The organism is Citrobacter sp. C6_1 (assembly GCF_014596835.2).
Classification (GTDB): Bacteria; Pseudomonadota; Gammaproteobacteria; order Enterobacterales; family Enterobacteriaceae; genus Citrobacter; species Citrobacter pasteurii.
In genome coordinates this window covers 3,739,555-3,757,896 of record NZ_CP115031.1, presented here as the reverse complement: position 1 = coordinate 3,757,896, position 18,342 = coordinate 3,739,555, and the positions used below count along the sequence as shown (strand labels likewise).

General features: G+C 52.1%; 14 protein-coding genes. All 14 read left to right on the top strand.

Annotated elements, in window-relative coordinates; genetic code table 11:
* Positions 1–24: 24 nt before the first annotated feature.
* The 14 genes from ispC (at position 25) to ldcC (ending at position 18,299) form a co-directional block, all read left to right on the top strand.
* Positions 25–1,221, top strand: a complete 1,197-nt coding sequence (ispC, locus tag IB196_RS18125; RefSeq protein ID WP_005132112.1) for a 1-deoxy-D-xylulose-5-phosphate reductoisomerase — start codon at positions 25–27, stop codon at positions 1,219–1,221.
* 188 nt (positions 1,222–1,409) lie between these two features.
* On the top strand, positions 1,410–2,168 hold the full coding sequence (gene ispU, locus IB196_RS18120; protein WP_040230029.1) for a (2E,6E)-farnesyl-diphosphate-specific ditrans,polycis-undecaprenyl-diphosphate synthase: 759 nt from the start codon (positions 1,410–1,412) through the stop codon (positions 2,166–2,168).
* A gap of 12 nt (positions 2,169–2,180) precedes the next feature.
* Positions 2,181–3,038 (top strand): phosphatidate cytidylyltransferase, encoded by an 858-nt coding sequence (gene cdsA, locus IB196_RS18115; protein ID WP_040230031.1) that lies wholly within the window; start codon positions 2,181–2,183, stop codon positions 3,036–3,038.
* Positions 3,039–3,049: 11 nt separating this feature from the next.
* Positions 3,050–4,402 carry a sigma E protease regulator RseP gene (rseP, locus tag IB196_RS18110; RefSeq protein ID WP_005132106.1) on the top strand — a complete coding sequence of 451 codons (1,353 nt, stop codon included), beginning with the start codon at positions 3,050–3,052 and terminating at the stop codon, positions 4,400–4,402.
* Between the two features lie 29 nt (positions 4,403–4,431).
* The gene (bamA, locus tag IB196_RS18105; protein ID WP_005132105.1) at positions 4,432–6,852 is read left to right on the top strand and encodes an outer membrane protein assembly factor BamA; all 2,421 of its coding nucleotides are present in this window, start codon (positions 4,432–4,434) and stop codon (positions 6,850–6,852) included.
* A 122-nt stretch (positions 6,853–6,974) separates the two neighbouring features.
* Entirely contained in the window at positions 6,975–7,460 is a 486-nt protein-coding gene (gene skp, locus IB196_RS18100; RefSeq protein ID WP_005132103.1) for a molecular chaperone Skp, read from the top strand.
* 3 nt (positions 7,461–7,463) lie between these two features.
* Complete coding sequence (lpxD, locus tag IB196_RS18095) at positions 7,464–8,489, top strand: UDP-3-O-(3-hydroxymyristoyl)glucosamine N-acyltransferase (RefSeq protein WP_040230032.1); 1,026 nt, start codon at positions 7,464–7,466, stop codon at positions 8,487–8,489.
* 104 nt (positions 8,490–8,593) lie between these two features.
* Complete coding sequence (gene fabZ, locus IB196_RS18090; protein WP_003018528.1) at positions 8,594–9,049, top strand: 3-hydroxyacyl-ACP dehydratase FabZ; 456 nt, start codon at positions 8,594–8,596, stop codon at positions 9,047–9,049.
* A gap of 3 nt (positions 9,050–9,052) precedes the next feature.
* On the top strand, positions 9,053–9,841 hold the full coding sequence (gene lpxA / locus IB196_RS18085; protein WP_005132096.1) for an acyl-ACP--UDP-N-acetylglucosamine O-acyltransferase: 789 nt from the start codon (positions 9,053–9,055) through the stop codon (positions 9,839–9,841).
* Positions 9,841–10,989 (top strand): lipid-A-disaccharide synthase, encoded by a 1,149-nt coding sequence (gene lpxB / locus IB196_RS18080; protein ID WP_005132094.1) that lies wholly within the window; start codon positions 9,841–9,843, stop codon positions 10,987–10,989. The genes lpxA and lpxB overlap by 1 nt, the downstream gene beginning before the upstream one ends.
* Positions 10,986–11,582, top strand: coding sequence for a ribonuclease HII (gene rnhB, locus IB196_RS18075; RefSeq protein WP_005132093.1), 597 nt, complete (start codon positions 10,986–10,988; stop codon positions 11,580–11,582). Before lpxB ends, rnhB begins: the two co-directional genes overlap by 4 nt.
* 24 nt (positions 11,583–11,606) lie before the next feature.
* On the top strand, positions 11,607–15,089 hold the full coding sequence (gene dnaE / locus IB196_RS18070; RefSeq protein ID WP_005132092.1) for a DNA polymerase III subunit alpha: 3,483 nt from the start codon (positions 11,607–11,609) through the stop codon (positions 15,087–15,089).
* Between the two features lie 12 nt (positions 15,090–15,101).
* Positions 15,102–16,061, top strand: coding sequence for an acetyl-CoA carboxylase carboxyl transferase subunit alpha (gene accA, locus IB196_RS18065; RefSeq protein WP_003018513.1), 960 nt, complete (start codon positions 15,102–15,104; stop codon positions 16,059–16,061).
* Between the two features lie 99 nt (positions 16,062–16,160).
* Positions 16,161–18,299, top strand: coding sequence for a lysine decarboxylase LdcC (ldcC, locus tag IB196_RS18060; RefSeq protein WP_005132090.1), 2,139 nt, complete (start codon positions 16,161–16,163; stop codon positions 18,297–18,299).
* The last annotated feature ends 43 nt before the right edge of the window (positions 18,300–18,342 follow it).

Below are 18,342 nucleotides of genomic sequence, written 5' to 3'. Positions count from 1 at the left end.
TGTCTCAATTCTTCTGGATGTCTCATGAAGCAATTAACCATCCTGGGCTCAACCGGCTCTATTGGTTGCAGTACGCTCGATGTAGTACGCCATAACCCGGATAAATTTCGTGTTGCTGCGTTGGTAGCGGGTAAAAATGTCGCCCGTATGGTGGAGCAATGTCTTGAGTTTTCCCCCCGCTACGCGGTGATGGATGACGATAAAAGTGCAGCGCTGGTGAAATCCGCATTGCGGGATCATGGAAGTCGCACCGAGGTTATGTGCGGGCAGCAGGCAGCCTGTGATATGGCCGCGCTGGATGATGTCGATCAGGTCATGGCGGCGATAGTCGGCGCGGCAGGTTTGTTGCCAACGCTTGCGGCAATCCGCGCGGGCAAAAACATTTTGCTGGCGAATAAAGAGTCTCTGGTAACCTGCGGGCGTCTGTTTATGGACGACGTGAAACGGCATAAAGCGCAGCTTTTGCCGGTAGATAGCGAACATAACGCGATTTTTCAGAGTTTACCGCAACCTATCCAACACAATCTGGGATACGCTGACCTTGAGCAAAACGGCGTTGTGTCCGTTCTGCTTACCGGGTCTGGTGGCCCTTTCCGTGAAACGCCATTGCCCGATCTGGCTCTAATGACTCCCGATCAGGCATGCCGTCATCCGAATTGGTCGATGGGACGAAAAATCTCCGTCGATTCCGCCACCATGATGAATAAAGGTCTGGAATACATTGAAGCGCGTTGGTTGTTTAATGCCAGTGCAAGCCAGATGGAAGTGCTGATCCATCCACAGTCGGTTATTCACTCTATGGTCCGTTATCAGGATGGTAGCGTCCTGGCCCAGTTGGGTGAGCCTGATATGCGCACGCCTATCGCCCATACGATGGCATGGCCGGAACGTGTGAGCTCTGGCGTTAAGCCTGTCGATTTTTGCCAACTCAGTGCGTTGACGTTTTCCGCACCGGATTATCAGCGTTATCCGTGCCTGAAACTGGCGATGGACGCGTTTGAGCAAGGACAGGCTGCGACAACTGCGCTGAATGCCGCAAATGAGATTACCGTTGCCGCATTTTTGGCGCAGCAGATTCGATTTACGGATATCGCCGATCTTAATTTGTCCGTACTGGATAGGATGGATTTGCAGGAACCGCAGAGCGTTGACGATGTGCTGAGGGTCGATGCCATCGCCAGAGACGTCGCGACAAAACAAGTGACACGACTCTCAAGCTGATGATAATCCCTCTGTGAGGGATCGTGCTATTTGTTAGCGTTGGGCTTCAGTGATATAGTCTGCGCCACCTGATCGCAGGTATTTGCTTTTTTTCGATCGGGTAAGCCGTGGTTTGACACGGCTTTTTTGTGGATAGGCTTCAGTATTCCTGAGTACCGTATAATCCTTTCAGGGACTAAAAACGCGTTATGTTGTCTGCAACTAAACCATTAAGCGAGAACTTGCCAGCACATGGTTGTCGCCATGTCGCAATTATTATGGATGGCAATGGCCGCTGGGCGAAAAAGCAAGGGAAGATCCGCGCCTTCGGGCATAAGGCCGGAGCAAAATCCGTCCGCCGGGCTGTCTCTTTTGCTGCCAATAACGGTATTGATGCGTTAACGCTGTATGCCTTTAGCAGTGAGAACTGGAACCGACCAGCGCAGGAAGTCAGTGCGTTAATGGAGTTGTTTGTGTGGGCACTTGATAGCGAAGTGAAAAACCTGCACCGCCATAACGTGCGCCTGCGTATTATTGGGGATATCAGTCGATTTAACACACGTTTGCAAGAACGGATTCGCAAGTCGGAAGCGCTTACCGCCCAGAATACTGGGTTAACGCTGAATATTGCCGCGAATTACGGTGGACGGTGGGATATTGTCCAGGGCGTCAGGCAACTGGCACAACAGGTGCAGGAAGGTCTGTTGCGTCCAGAGCAAATTGATGAAGAGATGCTTGGTCAGCAAGTGTGTATGCATGAGCTGGCTCCTGTGGATTTAGTGATAAGGACTGGGGGAGAGCATCGAATTAGTAATTTTTTGTTGTGGCAAATTGCCTATGCCGAACTTTACTTTACGGATGTTCTCTGGCCCGATTTCGATGAACAAGACTTTGAAGGTGCGCTACATGCCTTTGCTAATCGTGAGCGTCGTTTCGGCGGCACCGAGCCCGGTGATGAAAAAGCCTGATGGGGGTCGCTTTTGCTGAAGTATCGCCTGATTTCTGCTTTTGTTTTAATACCCGTTGTCATCGCGGCGTTGTTTTTGTTGCCGCCGGTGGGGTTCGCCATTGTTACGCTGGTCGTTTGTATGCTGGCCGCCTGGGAATGGGGACAGTTAAGTGGTTTTGCCACTCGTACACAGCGAGTTTGGTTGGCGGTTTTGTGCGGGCTATTGCTGGCACTGATGCTATTTTTGCTGCCTGAGTATCATCATAATATTCACCAACCGCTGGTTGAAGTGTCGCTTTGGGCGTCGCTGGGCTGGTGGGCCGTGGCGCTATTACTGGTGCTGTTTTACCCCGGTTCAGCCTCGGTCTGGCGTAATTCCAAAACATTACGCATAATTTTCGGCGTGTTAACCATTGTTCCTTTCTTTTGGGGAATGCTGGCGCTGCGTGCCTGGCACTATGATGAGAATCATTATAGTGGCGCGCTATGGCTGCTGTATGTCATGATCCTCGTCTGGGGAGCGGATTCCGGTGCATATATGTTTGGTAAGTTGTTTGGCAAACATAAGCTGGCGCCGAAGGTTTCTCCGGGTAAAACCTGGCAGGGTTTTATTGGCGGACTCGCCACTGCGGCTGTGATCTCATGGGGTTACGGCATGTGGGCGAATCTTGAAGTTGCGCCTGTCACCTTGCTCATTTGCTCCATCGTTGCAGCCCTGGCCTCCGTGCTGGGTGACCTGACCGAGAGTATGTTTAAGCGTGAAGCAGGTATTAAGGACAGTGGTCACTTAATCCCAGGACACGGTGGCATTCTGGATCGTATTGACAGCCTGACGGCTGCGGTGCCGGTCTTTGCTTGCCTGTTGTTACTGGTATTCAGGACGCTCTAACGGATGGTCTTATGCTGAGTATTCTCTGGAATCTGGCTGCATTCATCGTTGCACTTGGTGTACTTATCACCGTGCATGAATTTGGTCATTTCTGGGTTGCACGGCGCTGCGGAGTCCGCGTCGAGCGCTTTTCCATTGGCTTTGGAAAAGCGCTTTGGCGCCGTACCGATAAACAGGGTACGGAATACGTTATCGCCTTAATTCCCCTCGGCGGTTATGTCAAAATGCTGGATGAGCGCGCTGAACCCGTTGTACCAGAGCTGCGCCATTACGCTTTCAACAATAAAACAGTTGGGCAGCGCGCGGCCATTATCGCTGCAGGCCCGATTGCAAATTTCCTCTTCGCTATTTTTGCCTACTGGTTGGTCTTTATCATCGGTGTCCCTGGCGTTCGTCCGGTTGTTGGTGAAATAACACCCAACTCGATTGCTGCCCAAGCGCAAATTCAGCCAGGCACGGAACTAAAAGCGGTTGATGGTATCGAAACCCCTGATTGGGATACCGTTCGATTGCAGTTGGTAGCCAAAATTGGTGATGAGCAGACTATCCTCAGCGTGGCGCCGTTTGGTAGTAACCAGCGACAAGATAAAACGCTGGATTTGCGCCAATGGGCATTTGAGCCAGATAAAGAGGATCCCGTTACGAGTTTGGGAATTCGTCCACGTGGCCCGCAGATTGAACCTGTGCTGTCAGAAGTGCAGGTTAACTCCGCGGCAAGTAAGGCGGGTTTGCAAGCTGGCGACAGGATCGTTAAAGTCAATGGTCAGCCGTTAACGCAATGGATGACGTTTGTGACGTTGGTGCGCGATAATCCGGATAAGCCGTTAGCACTAGATATTGAAAGACAAGGAAGTTCCTTGTCTTTAACGTTAACCCCAGATTCAAAAGAGGTTAACGGGAAGGCAGAAGGTTTTGCGGGCGTGGTGCCTAAAGTTATTCCTCTGCCTGATGAGTATAAGACTGTACGCCAGTATGGGCCATTCAGCGCCATCCTCGAAGCCTCGGATAAAACGTGGCAGTTGATGAAGCTAACGGTCAGTATGCTGGGAAAATTGATTACCGGTGATGTAAAACTGAACAACCTCAGTGGGCCGATTTCTATTGCCCAGGGGGCTGGGATGTCAGCGGAGTTCGGGGTGATTTATTACCTGATGTTCCTTGCGCTTATCAGCGTGAACTTAGGGATAATCAACCTGTTTCCGTTGCCCGTTCTTGACGGGGGGCATCTGCTGTTCCTGGCGATTGAAAAGCTGAAGGGCGGTCCGGTATCCGAGCGGGTTCAAGACTTTAGTTATCGCATTGGCTCTATCTTGCTGGTGTTGTTAATGGGGCTTGCACTTTTCAATGATTTCTCTCGGTTGTAAGAGAGTGTTAGGAAGAACGCATAATAACGATGGCGATGAAAAAGTTGCTCATAGCGTCGCTGCTGTTTAGCAGCGCCACCGTATACGGTGCTGAAGGGTTCGTCGTGAAGGACATTCATTTCGAAGGCCTACAGCGAGTCGCCGTTGGTGCGGCTCTCCTCAGTATGCCGGTGCGTACAGGCGACACGGTTAATGATGAAGATATCAGTAATACCATTCGTGCTCTGTTCGCCACCGGTAACTTTGAGGATGTCCGCGTCCTGCGCGATGGTGATACCCTTCTGGTTCAGGTAAAAGAACGTCCGACGATTGCCAGCATTACTTTCTCCGGTAACAAATCGGTGAAAGATGACATGCTGAAGCAAAACCTCGAGGCGTCTGGCGTACGTGTTGGCGAGTCTCTGGATCGCACAACGCTTGCCGATATCGAAAAAGGCCTGGAAGATTTCTACTATAGCGTCGGTAAATACAGCGCCAGTGTGAAAGCGGTGGTAACGCCGTTGCCGCGTAACCGCGTTGACCTCAAACTGGTCTTCCAGGAAGGCGTTTCGGCGAAGATCCAACAGATCAATATCGTCGGCAACCATGCCTTCACAACCGACGAGCTTATCTCTCACTTCCAACTGCGCGATGAAGTACCGTGGTGGAACGTGGTGGGCGATCGTAAATACCAGAAACAGAAACTGGCAGGCGACCTTGAAACCCTGCGCAGTTACTATCTGGATCGCGGTTATGCTCGCTTCAATATCGATTCCACGCAGGTTAGCCTGACGCCGGATAAAAAAGGTATCTACATCACCGTTAACATCACAGAAGGCGATCAGTACAAGCTTTCTGGGGTTCAGGTGAGTGGTAACCTGGCTGGACACTCTGCCGAAATTGAGACCCTGACGAAAATCGAACCGGGTGAACTCTATAACGGCACTAAAGTGACCAAAATGGAAGATGATATCAAGAAGCTACTGGGACGCTATGGTTATGCCTACCCGCGTGTACAGTCGCAGCCTGAAATCAACGATGCTGACAAAACCGTTAAATTGCGTGTAAACGTGGATGCGGGTAACCGTTTCTATGTGCGTAAGATCCGTTTTGAAGGTAACGACACCTCGAAAGATTCCGTGCTGCGTCGCGAAATGCGTCAGATGGAAGGCGCCTGGTTGGGCAGCGATCTGGTTGACCAGGGTAAAGAGCGTCTGAACCGCCTGGGTTACTTTGAAACTGTCGATACCGATACTCAACGTGTTCCGGGCAGTCCTGATCAGGTTGATGTGGTTTATAAGGTGAAAGAGCGCAACACCGGTAGCTTTAACTTCGGTGTGGGTTACGGCACTGAAAGTGGCGTGAGCTTCCAGGCGGGCGTTCAGCAGGATAACTGGTTAGGTACCGGTTATTCCGTCGGGATTAGCGGCACCAAAAACGACTATCAGACCTATACTGAGCTGTCTGTCACCAACCCGTACTTCACCGTCGATGGTGTGAGTCTCGGTGGTCGTGTCTTCTATAACGACTTCCAGGCAGATGATGCAGATCTGTCCGACTATACCAACAAAAGCTATGGTACGGACGTAACGCTGGGCTTCCCGGTCAACGAATACAACACGTTGCGTGCAGGCCTGGGTTATGTACATAACAAACTGTCCAACATGCAGCCGCAGATTGCGATGGATCGTTATCTTGAATCCATGGGTGAAGACAATACCAACAGCTTTGCCGCGGATGATTTCACCTTCAACTACGGTTGGACCTACAACAAGCTGGACCGTGGGTATTTCCCTACGGAAGGTACGCGTGTCAACCTGAATGGTAAAGTGACCATCCCGGGTTCTGATAACGAATACTATAAAGCGACGTTGGATACGGCGACCTATGTGCCGATCGATGACGATCACAAATGGGTGGTTCTGGGACGCACCAAGCTGGGTTATGGTGATGGCATTGGCAGCAAAGAGATGCCGTTCTATGAGAACTTCTACGCGGGTGGTTCCAGCACTGTACGTGGCTTCCAGTCAAACACCATTGGTCCAAAAGCAGTCTATTTGCCAGGTGCTAAATCGGATTCCAATTCGAGTAACTATGAAGAGTGCTCGAGAACTGACAATAAACCTTGTCAATCAGACGATGCAGTCGGCGGTAACGCCATGGCTGTAGCGAGCCTGGAATTCATCACACCTACGCCGTTTATCAGCGATAAATATGCTAACTCGGTCCGTACTTCCTTCTTCTGGGATATGGGTACCGTGTGGGATACGAACTGGCAGAATACCGCTGACACCCGTGCAGTTGGCGTGCCAGACTACAGCGATCCGAATAATATCCGTATGTCTGCGGGTATCGCGTTACAATGGATGTCCCCATTGGGGCCGTTGGTTTTCTCCTACGCCCAACCGTTCAAGAAGTACGATGGAGACAAAGCGGAACAGTTCCAGTTTAACATTGGTAAAACCTGGTAATTGTTCTTCGCAAAGGAATGTAGTGGTAGTGTAGCGCTGACTTTAGGCGATCTTGCATGGGATCGCCTGGCCACGCAAAGAACTGCACCTTCGTGTGCAAATGGGATGGTAAGGAGTTAATTGTGAAAAAGTGGTTATTAGCTGCAGGTCTCGGTTTAGCGATGGCAACGTCCGCACAGGCTGCTGACAAAATTGCAATCGTCAACATGGGTAGCCTGTTCCAACAGGTTGCACAGAAGACGGGCGTTTCTACTACGCTGGAAAATGAGTTCAAAGGCCGCGCCAGCGAACTGCAGCGTATGGAATCCGACCTGCAATCTAAAATGCAGCGTCTGCAATCAATGAAAGCAGGCAGCGACCGTACCAAGCTGGAAAAAGACGTAATGGCGCAGCGCCAGACTTTCTCTCAGAAAGCGCAGGCTTTCGAGCAGGATCGTCAACGTCGTTCTAACGAAGAACGCGGCAAGCTGGTTAATCGTATCCAGACAGCTGTGAAATCTGTTGCAAGCAGCCAGAGCATCGATCTGGTTGTTGACGCGAACACCGTTGCATACAACAGCAGCGATGTAAAAGACATCACCGCTGACGTACTGAAACAGGTTAAATAAGTAATGCCTTCAATTCGACTGGCTGATTTAGCAGAGCAGTTGGATGCAGAATTACACGGTGATGGCGATATCGTCATCACCGGCGTAGCGTCCATGCAATCTGCGCAAACTGGCAATATCACGTTCATGGTGAATCCAAAGTACCGTGAGCATCTGAGTGCATGCCAGGCTTCTGCCGTTGTGATGACGCAGGACTCCCTTCCGTTTGCTAAGAGTGCTGTGCTGGTAGTGAAGAATCCCTACCTGACCTATGCACGAATGGCGCAAATTTTAGATACCACGCCTCAGCCTGCGCAAAACATTGCACCCAGTGCAGTGATCGATGCGACGGCGAAGTTGGGTAACAATGTTTCTGTGGGCGCGAATGCGGTCATTGAGTCTGGCGTAGAACTGGGCGATAACGTGGTTATCGGCGCAGGCTGCTTCGTTGGAAAAAACACAAAAATCGGCGCAGGTTCACGCTTGTGGGCGAATGTGACGATTTACCACGACATTCAGATCGGTGAAAATTGCCTGATCCAGTCCAGCACTGTTGTCGGATCCGATGGATTTGGTTACGCGAACGATCGCGGGAACTGGGTGAAGATCCCTCAATTGGGTCGCGTGATTATTGGCGATCGTGTTGAGATTGGCGCATGTACCACCATTGACCGTGGTGCGCTGGACGATACGGTGATCGGTAATGGTGTTATCATTGATAACCAGTGCCAGATTGCGCATAACGTTGTGATTGGCGACAATACGGCTGTAGCCGGTGGCGTCATTATGGCGGGTAGCCTGAAGATTGGCCGTTACTGCATGATTGGCGGCGCCAGCGTGATTAATGGGCATATGGAAATATGCGACAAAGTCACGGTAACTGGCATGGGTATGGTGATGCGTCCTATCACTGAACCGGGCGTCTACTCCTCAGGCATTCCGCTACAACCCAACAAGGTATGGCGTAAAACAGCTGCACTGGTGATGAATATTGATGATATGAGCAAGCGTCTCAAAGCGATTGAGCGCAAGGTTAATCAACAAGACTAAAACATCGTTTTACGCATGTCTGACTTTACGGCCTGTCACATTCCTGGGATTGCGGCAGGCCGTGTTATTATTGCCTTTTAGTATATTTAGACAGGAAGAGTATTTTGACTACTAACACTCATACTCTGCATATTGAAGAGATTTTAGAACTTCTGCCGCACCGTTTTCCGTTTTTACTGGTAGACCGCGTGCTGGATTTTGAAGAAGGTCGTTTTCTGCGCGCAGTGAAAAATGTATCCGTTAACGAGCCTTTCTTTCAGGGCCACTTCCCGGGTAAACCGATTTTTCCTGGCGTGTTGATTCTGGAAGCGATGGCGCAGGCCACGGGTATTCTGGCGTTTAAAAGCGTAGGAAAACTGGAACCGGGCGAACTGTATTATTTCGCCGGTATTGATGAAGCACGCTTTAAGCGTCCCGTCGTGCCTGGCGATCAGATGATCATGGAAGTGACTTTCGAGAAAACGCGCCGCGGCCTGACCCGTTTCAAAGGGGTTGCGCTGGTCGACGGTAAAGTTGTGTGCGAAGCAACGATGATGTGTGCCCGTAGCCGGGAGGCCTGATACGTGATTGATAAATCCGCCTTTATTCACCCAACAGCCATTGTCGAAGACGGCGCCAGCATTGGCGCGAATGCTCACATTGGCCCATTTTGTATTGTTGGACCCCATGTTGAAATTGGTGAGGGTACCGTACTGAAGTCTCACGTTGTCGTGAATGGCCATACAAAAATTGGTCGCGATAACGAGATTTATCAGTTTGCCTCCATTGGCGAAGTAAACCAGGATTTGAAGTATGCTGGTGAACCGACCCGTGTGGAAATTGGCGATCGCAACCGCATTCGCGAAAGCGTCACCATTCATCGTGGCACAGTGCAAGGCGGTGGGTTGACGAAGGTGGGCAGCGATAACTTACTGATGATTAACGCACACGTTGCGCATGATTGTACGGTAGGTAACCGCTGCATTCTGGCGAATAACGCGACACTTGCCGGACATGTTTCACTTGATGATTTTGTTATCATCGGCGGCATGACCGCAGTGCATCAGTTCTGCATTATTGGTGCACACGTGATGGTGGGTGGCTGCTCTGGCGTAGCCCAGGACGTCCCGCCATACGTTATCGCCCAGGGCAACCACGCGACGCCATTTGGCGTTAACATCGAAGGTCTGAAACGCCGCGGATTCACCCGTGAAGCCATTACTGCGATCCGCAACGCCTATAAAGCGCTGTACCGCAGCGGTAAAACGCTTGAGGAAGTGAAACCGGAAATCGCCGAACTGGCGAAGCAGTACCCCGATGTTCAGGCTTTTAGTGACTTCTTTGAACGCTCAACGCGTGGTCTGATTCGTTAATGACTGAGCAGCGTCCTTTAACGATTGCCCTTGTCGCCGGAGAAACCTCCGGCGATATTCTTGGTGCCGGTTTAATTCGTGCACTCAAGGCTCGTGTTCCCAATGCGCGGTTTGTTGGCGTTGCGGGTCCATTGATGCAGGCGGAAGGCTGTGAAGCCTGGTACGAAATGGAAGAACTGGCAGTAATGGGCATTGTAGAAGTGCTCGGGCGCCTGCGCCGTTTACTGCATATCCGTGCCGATCTCACTCGCCGATTCACCGACCTTAAGCCGGATGTTTTCGTCGGAATTGATGCACCTGATTTCAATATTACCCTGGAAGGTAACCTGAAATCGCAGGGTATTAAAACCATTCATTATGTCAGCCCCTCTGTATGGGCGTGGCGACAGAAACGCGTTTTCAAAATAGGCAGATCCACCAATATGGTGCTGGCCTTTCTGCCTTTCGAAAAAGCGTTTTATGACAAATTTAACGTCCCGTGTCGCTTTATCGGTCACACCATGGCGGACGCCATGCCGCTGGATCCGGATAAAAACGCGGCGCGTGATGTGTTAGGCATTCCTCATGATGCTCACTGTCTGGCGCTTTTGCCTGGGAGTCGTGGTGCAGAAGTGGAGATGCTCAGCGCCGATTTTCTGAAAACGGCGCAGCTATTACGTCAGCATTATCCGGATCTTGAAGTCGTCGTGCCGTTGGTCAATGCCAAACGTCGCGAGCAGTTTGAGCGTATCAAAGCTGAAGTTGCACCCGATCTTTCCGTACATCTGCTCAACGGAATGGGACGTGAAGCAATGGTCGCCAGTGATGCTGCGCTGTTGGCCTCTGGCACGGCTGCGCTGGAATGTATGCTGGCGAAATGCCCAATGGTTGTCGGCTATCGTATGAAACCTTTCACTTTCTGGTTGGCAAAACGTCTGGTGAAGACCGATTACGTATCGCTGCCTAACCTGCTGGCAGGAAGAGAACTCGTCAAAGAGCTGTTGCAGGATGAATGTGAGCCGCAGGCGCTGGCGCAGGCGTTGCTGCCTCTGTTGGCGAACGGTAAAACCAGTCATGCGATGCACGACACGTTCCGGGAATTGCACCAGCAGATCCGTTGCAATGCGGATGAGCAGGCGGCAGATGCAGTTCTGGAGTTAGCACAATGATTGAATTTGTTTATCCACATACGCATTTGGTGGCGGGTGTGGATGAAGTAGGACGTGGTCCATTGGTTGGCGCGGTAGTGACTGCCGCCGTTATTCTTGACCCGGCACGTCCGATAGTGGGTCTTAATGACTCCAAAAAATTGTCGGAAAAGCGTCGACTGGCGCTTTTTGATGAAATCAAAGATAAAGCGTTAAGCTGGAGCCTGGGGCGTGCGGAACCGCATGAAATCGATGAACTGAACATTCTGCACGCCACGATGCTGGCAATGCAGCGTGCGGTTGCAGGTTTGCATATTGCGCCGGAATACGTCCTGATCGATGGAAACCGCTGCCCGACATTGCCGGTACCGTCGATGGCGGTGGTAAAAGGTGACAGCCGCGTTGCGGAAATCAGCGCAGCGTCCATCTTGGCGAAAGTGACGCGCGATGCTGAAATGGCCGAGCTGGATAAGGTTTTTCCGCAGTATGGGTTTGCCCAGCACAAAGGTTATCCAACCGCTTTTCATCTGGCTGCGCTCGCTGAGCATGGTGCAATTGAGCACCATCGTCGCAGTTTTGCTCCTGTCAAACGCGCACTGGGACTCACGTCCTGATTCTTGTGTTAAAGGAATCTGAAGATGTCTGAACCTCGTTTCGTCCACCTGCGGGTGCACAGCGACTACTCCATGATCGATGGGCTGGCGAAAACCGGGCCGCTGGTGAAAAAGGCGGCCGCGTTGGGTATGCCTGCGCTGGCGATCACCGATTTTACCAACCTGTGTGGTCTGGTGAAGTTTTACGGAGCGGGTCATGGCGCAGGTATTAAGCCGATTGTTGGCGCAGATTTTCATGTCCGTAACGAACTGTTGGGCGATGAACTCACGCAGCTCACCGTGCTGGCCGCAAACAATACCGGCTATCAGAATCTGACGTTGTTGATATCGAAAGCCTATCAGCGTGGCTATGGCGCAGAAGGGCCGGTGATCGACAGAGACTGGCTGGTTGAGCTAAAAGAAGGGTTAATCTTGCTTTCCGGCGGCCGGATGGGTGACGTCGGACGCAGTCTGTTGCGTGGGAACAGCGCACTGGTCGACGAGTGCGTGGCGTTTTATGAAGAGCATTTCCCTGATTGCTACTTCCTTGAGCTGATCCGTACCGGTCGACAGGATGAAGAAAATTACCTGCATGCTGCAGTAGCGCTGGCCGAAACACGCGGCCTGCCGGTGGTCGCGACCAACGATGTTCGCTTCCTTGAAACCGGTGATTTTGACGCGCATGAAATCCGCGTAGCAATCCACGACGGATTCACCCTTGATGATCCAAAACGCCCGCGTAACTATTCGCCGCAGCAGTATATGCGCAGCGAAGAGGAGATGTGCGAGCTGTTCTCCGATATCCCGGAGGCGCTGGAAAACACCGTCGAGATTGCCAAACGTTGCAACGTGACGGTGCGCCTGGGCGAATACTTCCTGCCGCAGTTCCCGACCGGCGACATGACCACCGAGGATTTCCTCGTCGCGAAATCGCGTGAAGGCCTGGAAGAACGCCTGGAATTTTTGTTCCCCGATCCTGAAGTCCGTGCGCAGAAGCGCCCGCCTTATGATGAGCGTCTGGAAGTTGAACTTAAAGTTATCAACCAGATGGGCTTCCCGGGCTACTTCCTGATCGTAATGGAATTTATCCAGTGGTCGAAAGATAACGGTGTACCGGTAGGCCCAGGCCGTGGCTCCGGTGCGGGATCGCTGGTGGCCTACGCGTTAAAAATTACCGACCTTGACCCGCTGGAATTTGACCTGCTGTTCGAACGTTTCCTGAACCCGGAACGCGTCTCAATGCCCGATTTCGACGTTGACTTCTGTATGGAGAAACGCGACCAGGTCATTGAACACGTCGCGGAAATGTATGGGCGCGATGCGGTTTCGCAGATTATTACCTTCGGTACCATGGCGGCGAAAGCGGTTATCCGCGATGTGGGTCGAGTACTGGGTCACCCGTATGGTTTCGTTGACCGTATTTCGAAACTGGTGCCGCCCGACCCGGGCATGACGCTGGCCAAAGCCTTTGAAGCCGAACCTCAACTGCCGGAAATCTATGAGGCAGATGAAGAGGTTAGAGCGCTTATTGATATGGCGCGCAAGCTGGAAGGCGTCACGCGTAACGCGGGTAAACACGCCGGTGGTGTGGTTATCGCTCCGACCAAAATTACTGATTTTGCACCGCTGTACTGTGATGAGCAGGGACTGCACCCGGTTACCCAGTTTGATAAGAACGACGTGGAATACGCCGGCCTGGTGAAGTTCGACTTCCTCGGTCTGCGCACGCTCACCATCATCAACTGGGCGCTGGAGATGATCAACGCGCGGCGTGAGAAGAACGGCGAACCGCCGCTGGATATCGCCGCGATTCCGCTGGACGATAAGAAAAGTTTTGACATGCTGCAACGCTCGGAGACAACAGCCGTCTTCCAGCTTGAATCCCGCGGTATGAAAGATCTTATCAAGCGACTGCAGCCCGACTGCTTCGAAGATATGATAGCCCTGGTGGCACTGTTCCGCCCCGGTCCGCTACAGTCGGGGATGGTAGACAACTTCATTGACCGTAAGCACGGGCGTGAAGAGATTTCCTATCCGGATGTACAATGGCAGCATGAGTGTCTGAAACCGGTACTGGAGCCGACCTACGGCATTATCCTGTATCAGGAACAGGTCATGCAGATTGCCCAGGAGCTGTCTGGGTATACCCTTGGCGGCGCGGATATGCTGCGTCGTGCGATGGGTAAGAAAAAACCGGAAGAGATGGCCAAGCAGCGCGGCACCTTTGAAGAAGGGGCGAAGAAGCGTGGTGTAGACGGCGAGCTGGCGATGAAAATCTTTGACCTGGTGGAAAAATTCGCCGGTTATGGATTTAACAAATCGCACTCCGCCGCCTATGCGTTGGTCTCTTACCAGACGCTGTGGCTGAAGGCGCATTACCCTGCTGAGTTTATGGCGGCGGTGATGACGGCCGATATGGATAACACCGAGAAAGTGGTGGGATTGGTGGATGAATGCTGGCGTATGGGGCTGAAAATCCTGCCGCCAGATATCAACTCCGGATTGTACCATTTTCACGTTAATGATGATGGCGAGATTGTCTACGGTATCGGCGCGATAAAAGGCGTGGGTGAGGGGCCAATTGAAGCTATCATTGAGGCGCGTAATAAAGGCGGTTACTTCCGCGAACTGTTTGATCTCTGTGCCCGCACGGATATCAAAAAACTCAACCGCCGGGTGCTGGAAAAGCTGATTATGTCCGGGGCGTTTGACCGCCTGGGGCCGCATCGCGCAGCACTGATGAACTCACTGAACGATGCGCTTAAAGCCGCCGATCAACATGCGAAAGCGGAAGCTATCGGTCAGGCTGATATGTTTGGCGTACTGGCGGAAGAGCCGGAACAAATTGAGCAATCCTATGCCAGCTGCCAGCCGTGGCCGGAGCAGGTGGTACTGGACGGCGAGCGTGAAACGTTAGGGCTTTACCTGACGGGACACCCTATCAACCAGTATTTAAAAGAAATTGAGCGCTATGTCGGAGGCTACAGGCTGAAAGACATGCATCCGACAGAACGTGGTAAAGTTACCACGGCTGCGGGGCTCGTCATTGCTGCGCGGGTAATGGTCACCAAGCGCGGCAATCGTATCGGCATCTGTACACTGGATGACCGTTCCGGGCGTCTGGAAGTGATGTTATTTACCGATGCCCTGGATAAATACCAGCAATTGCTGGAAAAAGACCGCATACTTATCGTCAGCGGACAGGTCAGCTTTGATGACTTCAGCGGTGGGCTTAAAATGATGGCCCGTGAAGTCATGGATATTGACGAAGCCCGGGAAAAATATGCTCGCGGGCTTGCTATCTCGCTGACGGACAGGCAAATTGATGACCAGCTTTTAAACCGACTCCGTCAGTCTCTGGAACCCCACCGCTCGGGGACAATTCCAGTACATCTCTACTATCAGAGGGCGGATGCACGAGCACGATTGCGTTTTGGCGCAACGTGGCGTGTCTCTCCGAGCGATCGTTTGTTAAACGATCTCCGTGGCCTTATTGGTTCGGAGCAGGTGGAACTGGAGTTTGACTAATACAGGAATACTATGAGTCTGAATTTCCTTGATTTTGAACAGCCGATTGCAGAGCTGGAAGCAAAAATCGATTCTCTGACTGCGGTTAGCCGTCAGGATGAGAAACTGGATATTAACATCGATGAAGAAGTGCATCGTCTGCGTGAAAAAAGCGTAGAACTGACGCGTAAAATCTTCGCCGATCTTGGCGCATGGCAGGTAGCCCAGCTGGCTCGCCATCCACAGCGTCCATACACCCTGGATTATGTCCGCCTGGCGTTTGATGAATTTGATGAGCTGGCGGGCGATCGTGCCTATGCGGATGACAAGGCTATTGTCGGCGGCATCGCGCGTCTGGATGGCCGTCCGGTGATGATCATCGGTCATCAGAAAGGCCGTGAGACCAAAGAGAAAATTCGTCGTAACTTCGGCATGCCAGCGCCGGAAGGCTATCGCAAAGCGCTGCGTCTGATGGAAATGGCTGAACGTTTCAATATGCCGATCATTACCTTCATCGACACTCCTGGAGCATATCCGGGCGTGGGCGCGGAAGAGCGTGGACAGTCTGAAGCGATTGCGCGCAACCTGCGTGAAATGTCACGTCTGAGCGTGCCGGTTATCTGTACCGTTATCGGTGAAGGTGGCTCCGGTGGCGCACTGGCGATCGGTGTGGGGGATAAAGTGAATATGCTGCAATACAGCACTTATTCCGTTATCTCCCCGGAAGGTTGTGCTTCTATTCTGTGGAAAAGTGCAGACAAAGCCCCGCTGGCTGCAGAAGCGATGGGGATTATCGCACCGCGTCTGAAAGAACTGAAACTTATCGACTCTATCATCCCGGAGCCGCTGGGGGGGGCACACCGCAACCCGGAAGTGATGGCTGCATCACTGAAAGCACAGCTGTTGGCCGATCTTGCCGATCTTGACGTGTTAAGCAAAGATGATTTGAAAAACCGTCGTTATCAGCGTCTGATGAGCTACGGTTACGCGTAAACTGCATTTATTCTGAAAAGGGCCACAACGTTGTGGCCCTTTTTTTTACCTGTGGTTTGACCAGGCTATGCTTAACTAAGGTTTTTCCAGGAGGAACGCATGAATATCATTGCCATCATGGGACCGCATGGCGTCTTTTACAAAGATGAGCCCATCAAGGAACTTGAACGTGCGCTGCAGCAGCAGGGATTTCAGATTATCTGGCCGCAGAATAGCGTCGACCTGCTGAAGTTTATCGAGCATAACCCGCGAATTTGCGGCGTCATTTTTGACTGGGATGAATACAGTCTGGATTTGTGTAGCGACATCAATCAGCTTAACGAATACCTCCCACTTTATGCCTTTATTAATACCCATTCGACGATGGATGTCAGCGCACACGATCTGCGCATGGCGCTGTGGTTCTTTGAGTACGCATTGGGTCAGTCTGACGATATTGCTACGCGTATTCGCCAGTACACCAATGAATATCTCGACAACATTACGCCACCCTTTACCAAAGCGCTGTTTACCTATGTAAAGGAAGGAAAGTATACCTTCTGCACGCCCGGACACATGGCGGGAACGGCGTATCAGAAAAGTCCGGTCGGCTGCCTGTTCTATGATTTCTTTGGCGGCAATACGCTTAAGGCTGATGTCTCCATTTCGGTGACTGAGCTGGGATCGCTGCTCGACCATACCGGTCCGCATCTGGAAGCGGAGGAGTACATTGCGCGCACGTTTGGCGCCGAGCAGAGCTATATGGTGACCAACGGCACCTCGACGTCGAACAAGATTGTCGGCATGTATGCCGCACCTTCGGGAAGTACGCTACTGATTGACCGCAACTGCCATAAGTCGCTGGCGCATTTGCTGATGATGAGCGATGTCGTGCCCGTATGGCTAAAGCCGACGCGCAATGCGCTGGGGATCCTCGGCGGTATACCCCGTCGGGAATTCACTCGCGAAAGCATCGAACGCAAGGTAGAAGAGATCCCTCAGGCGCAATGGCCGATGCATGCGGTAATTACTAACTCAACTTACGACGGCTTGCTCTACAACACTAACTGGATCAAGCAAACTCTGGATGTGCCCTCTATCCATTTTGATTCGGCCTGGGTGCCGTATACCCATTTTCATCCGATCTATCAGGGGAAAAGCGGGATGAGCGGCGAGCGGGTGCCGGGGAAAGTGATTTTTGAAACCCAGTCCACCCACAAGATGCTGGCGGCGTTGTCACAAGCTTCGCTGATCCACATTAAGGGCGACTACGATGAAGAGACGTTCAACGAAGCCTTTATGATGCACACCTCCACGTCGCCGAGCTACCCGATAGTGGCGTCGATAGAAACGGCGGCGGCAATGCTACGCGGGAATTCAGGCAAGCGCCTGATCAATCGTTCGGTTGAGAGGGCGCTGCATTTCCGTAAAGAAGTCCAGCGGCTGCGTGAAGAATCTGACGGCTGGTTCTTTGATATTTGGCAACCGGAAAAGGTAGATGAAGCAGAGTGCTGGCCAGTAGCGCCTGGTGAAGACTGGCACGGATTTGTCGATGCTGACGCCGACCACATGTTCCTCGACCCGGTGAAGGTCACGATTCTGACGCCGGGAATGGATGAACAGGGAAATATGAGCGAAGAGGGGATCCCCGCTGCGCTGGTGGCGAAATTCCTTGATGAACGCGGTGTCGTCGTGGAGAAAACAGGCCCGTATAATCTGTTGTTCCTGTTCAGTATTGGTATTGATAAAACCCGGGCGATGGGGCTGCTGCGCGGCCTGACGGAATTTAAACGTTCATACGACCTGAATTTACGCGTGAAAAATATGCTGCCGGATCTGTATGCTGAGGATCCCGATTTTTATCGCACTATGCGCATTCAGGATCTGGCTCAGGGAATCCATCAATTGATCCGCCAGCACGATCTCTCCGGGCTGATGCTGCGGGCATTCGACACGTTGCCGGAAATGAAAATGACGCCTCATCAGGCCTGGCAGCGGCAAATTAAAGGTGACGTCGAGACAGTCACTCTTGATCAACTGGTGGGGCGCGTTTCCGCCAATATGATCCTGCCTTATCCTCCAGGTGTCCCGCTGCTGATGCCCGGAGAAATGATCACAGAAAAAAGCCGGTCAGTACTCGATTTCCTGCTGATGCTGTGCTCGGTGGGGCAGCGCTACCCTGGATTTGAAACTGACATTCATGGGGCTAAGTTGGGTGAGGACGGCGTGTATCGTGTGAGAGTCCTAAAAATGGCATAACGACTTGCCGGAACCCGTTGCGCACGAGTAACGTGCTGAGAGT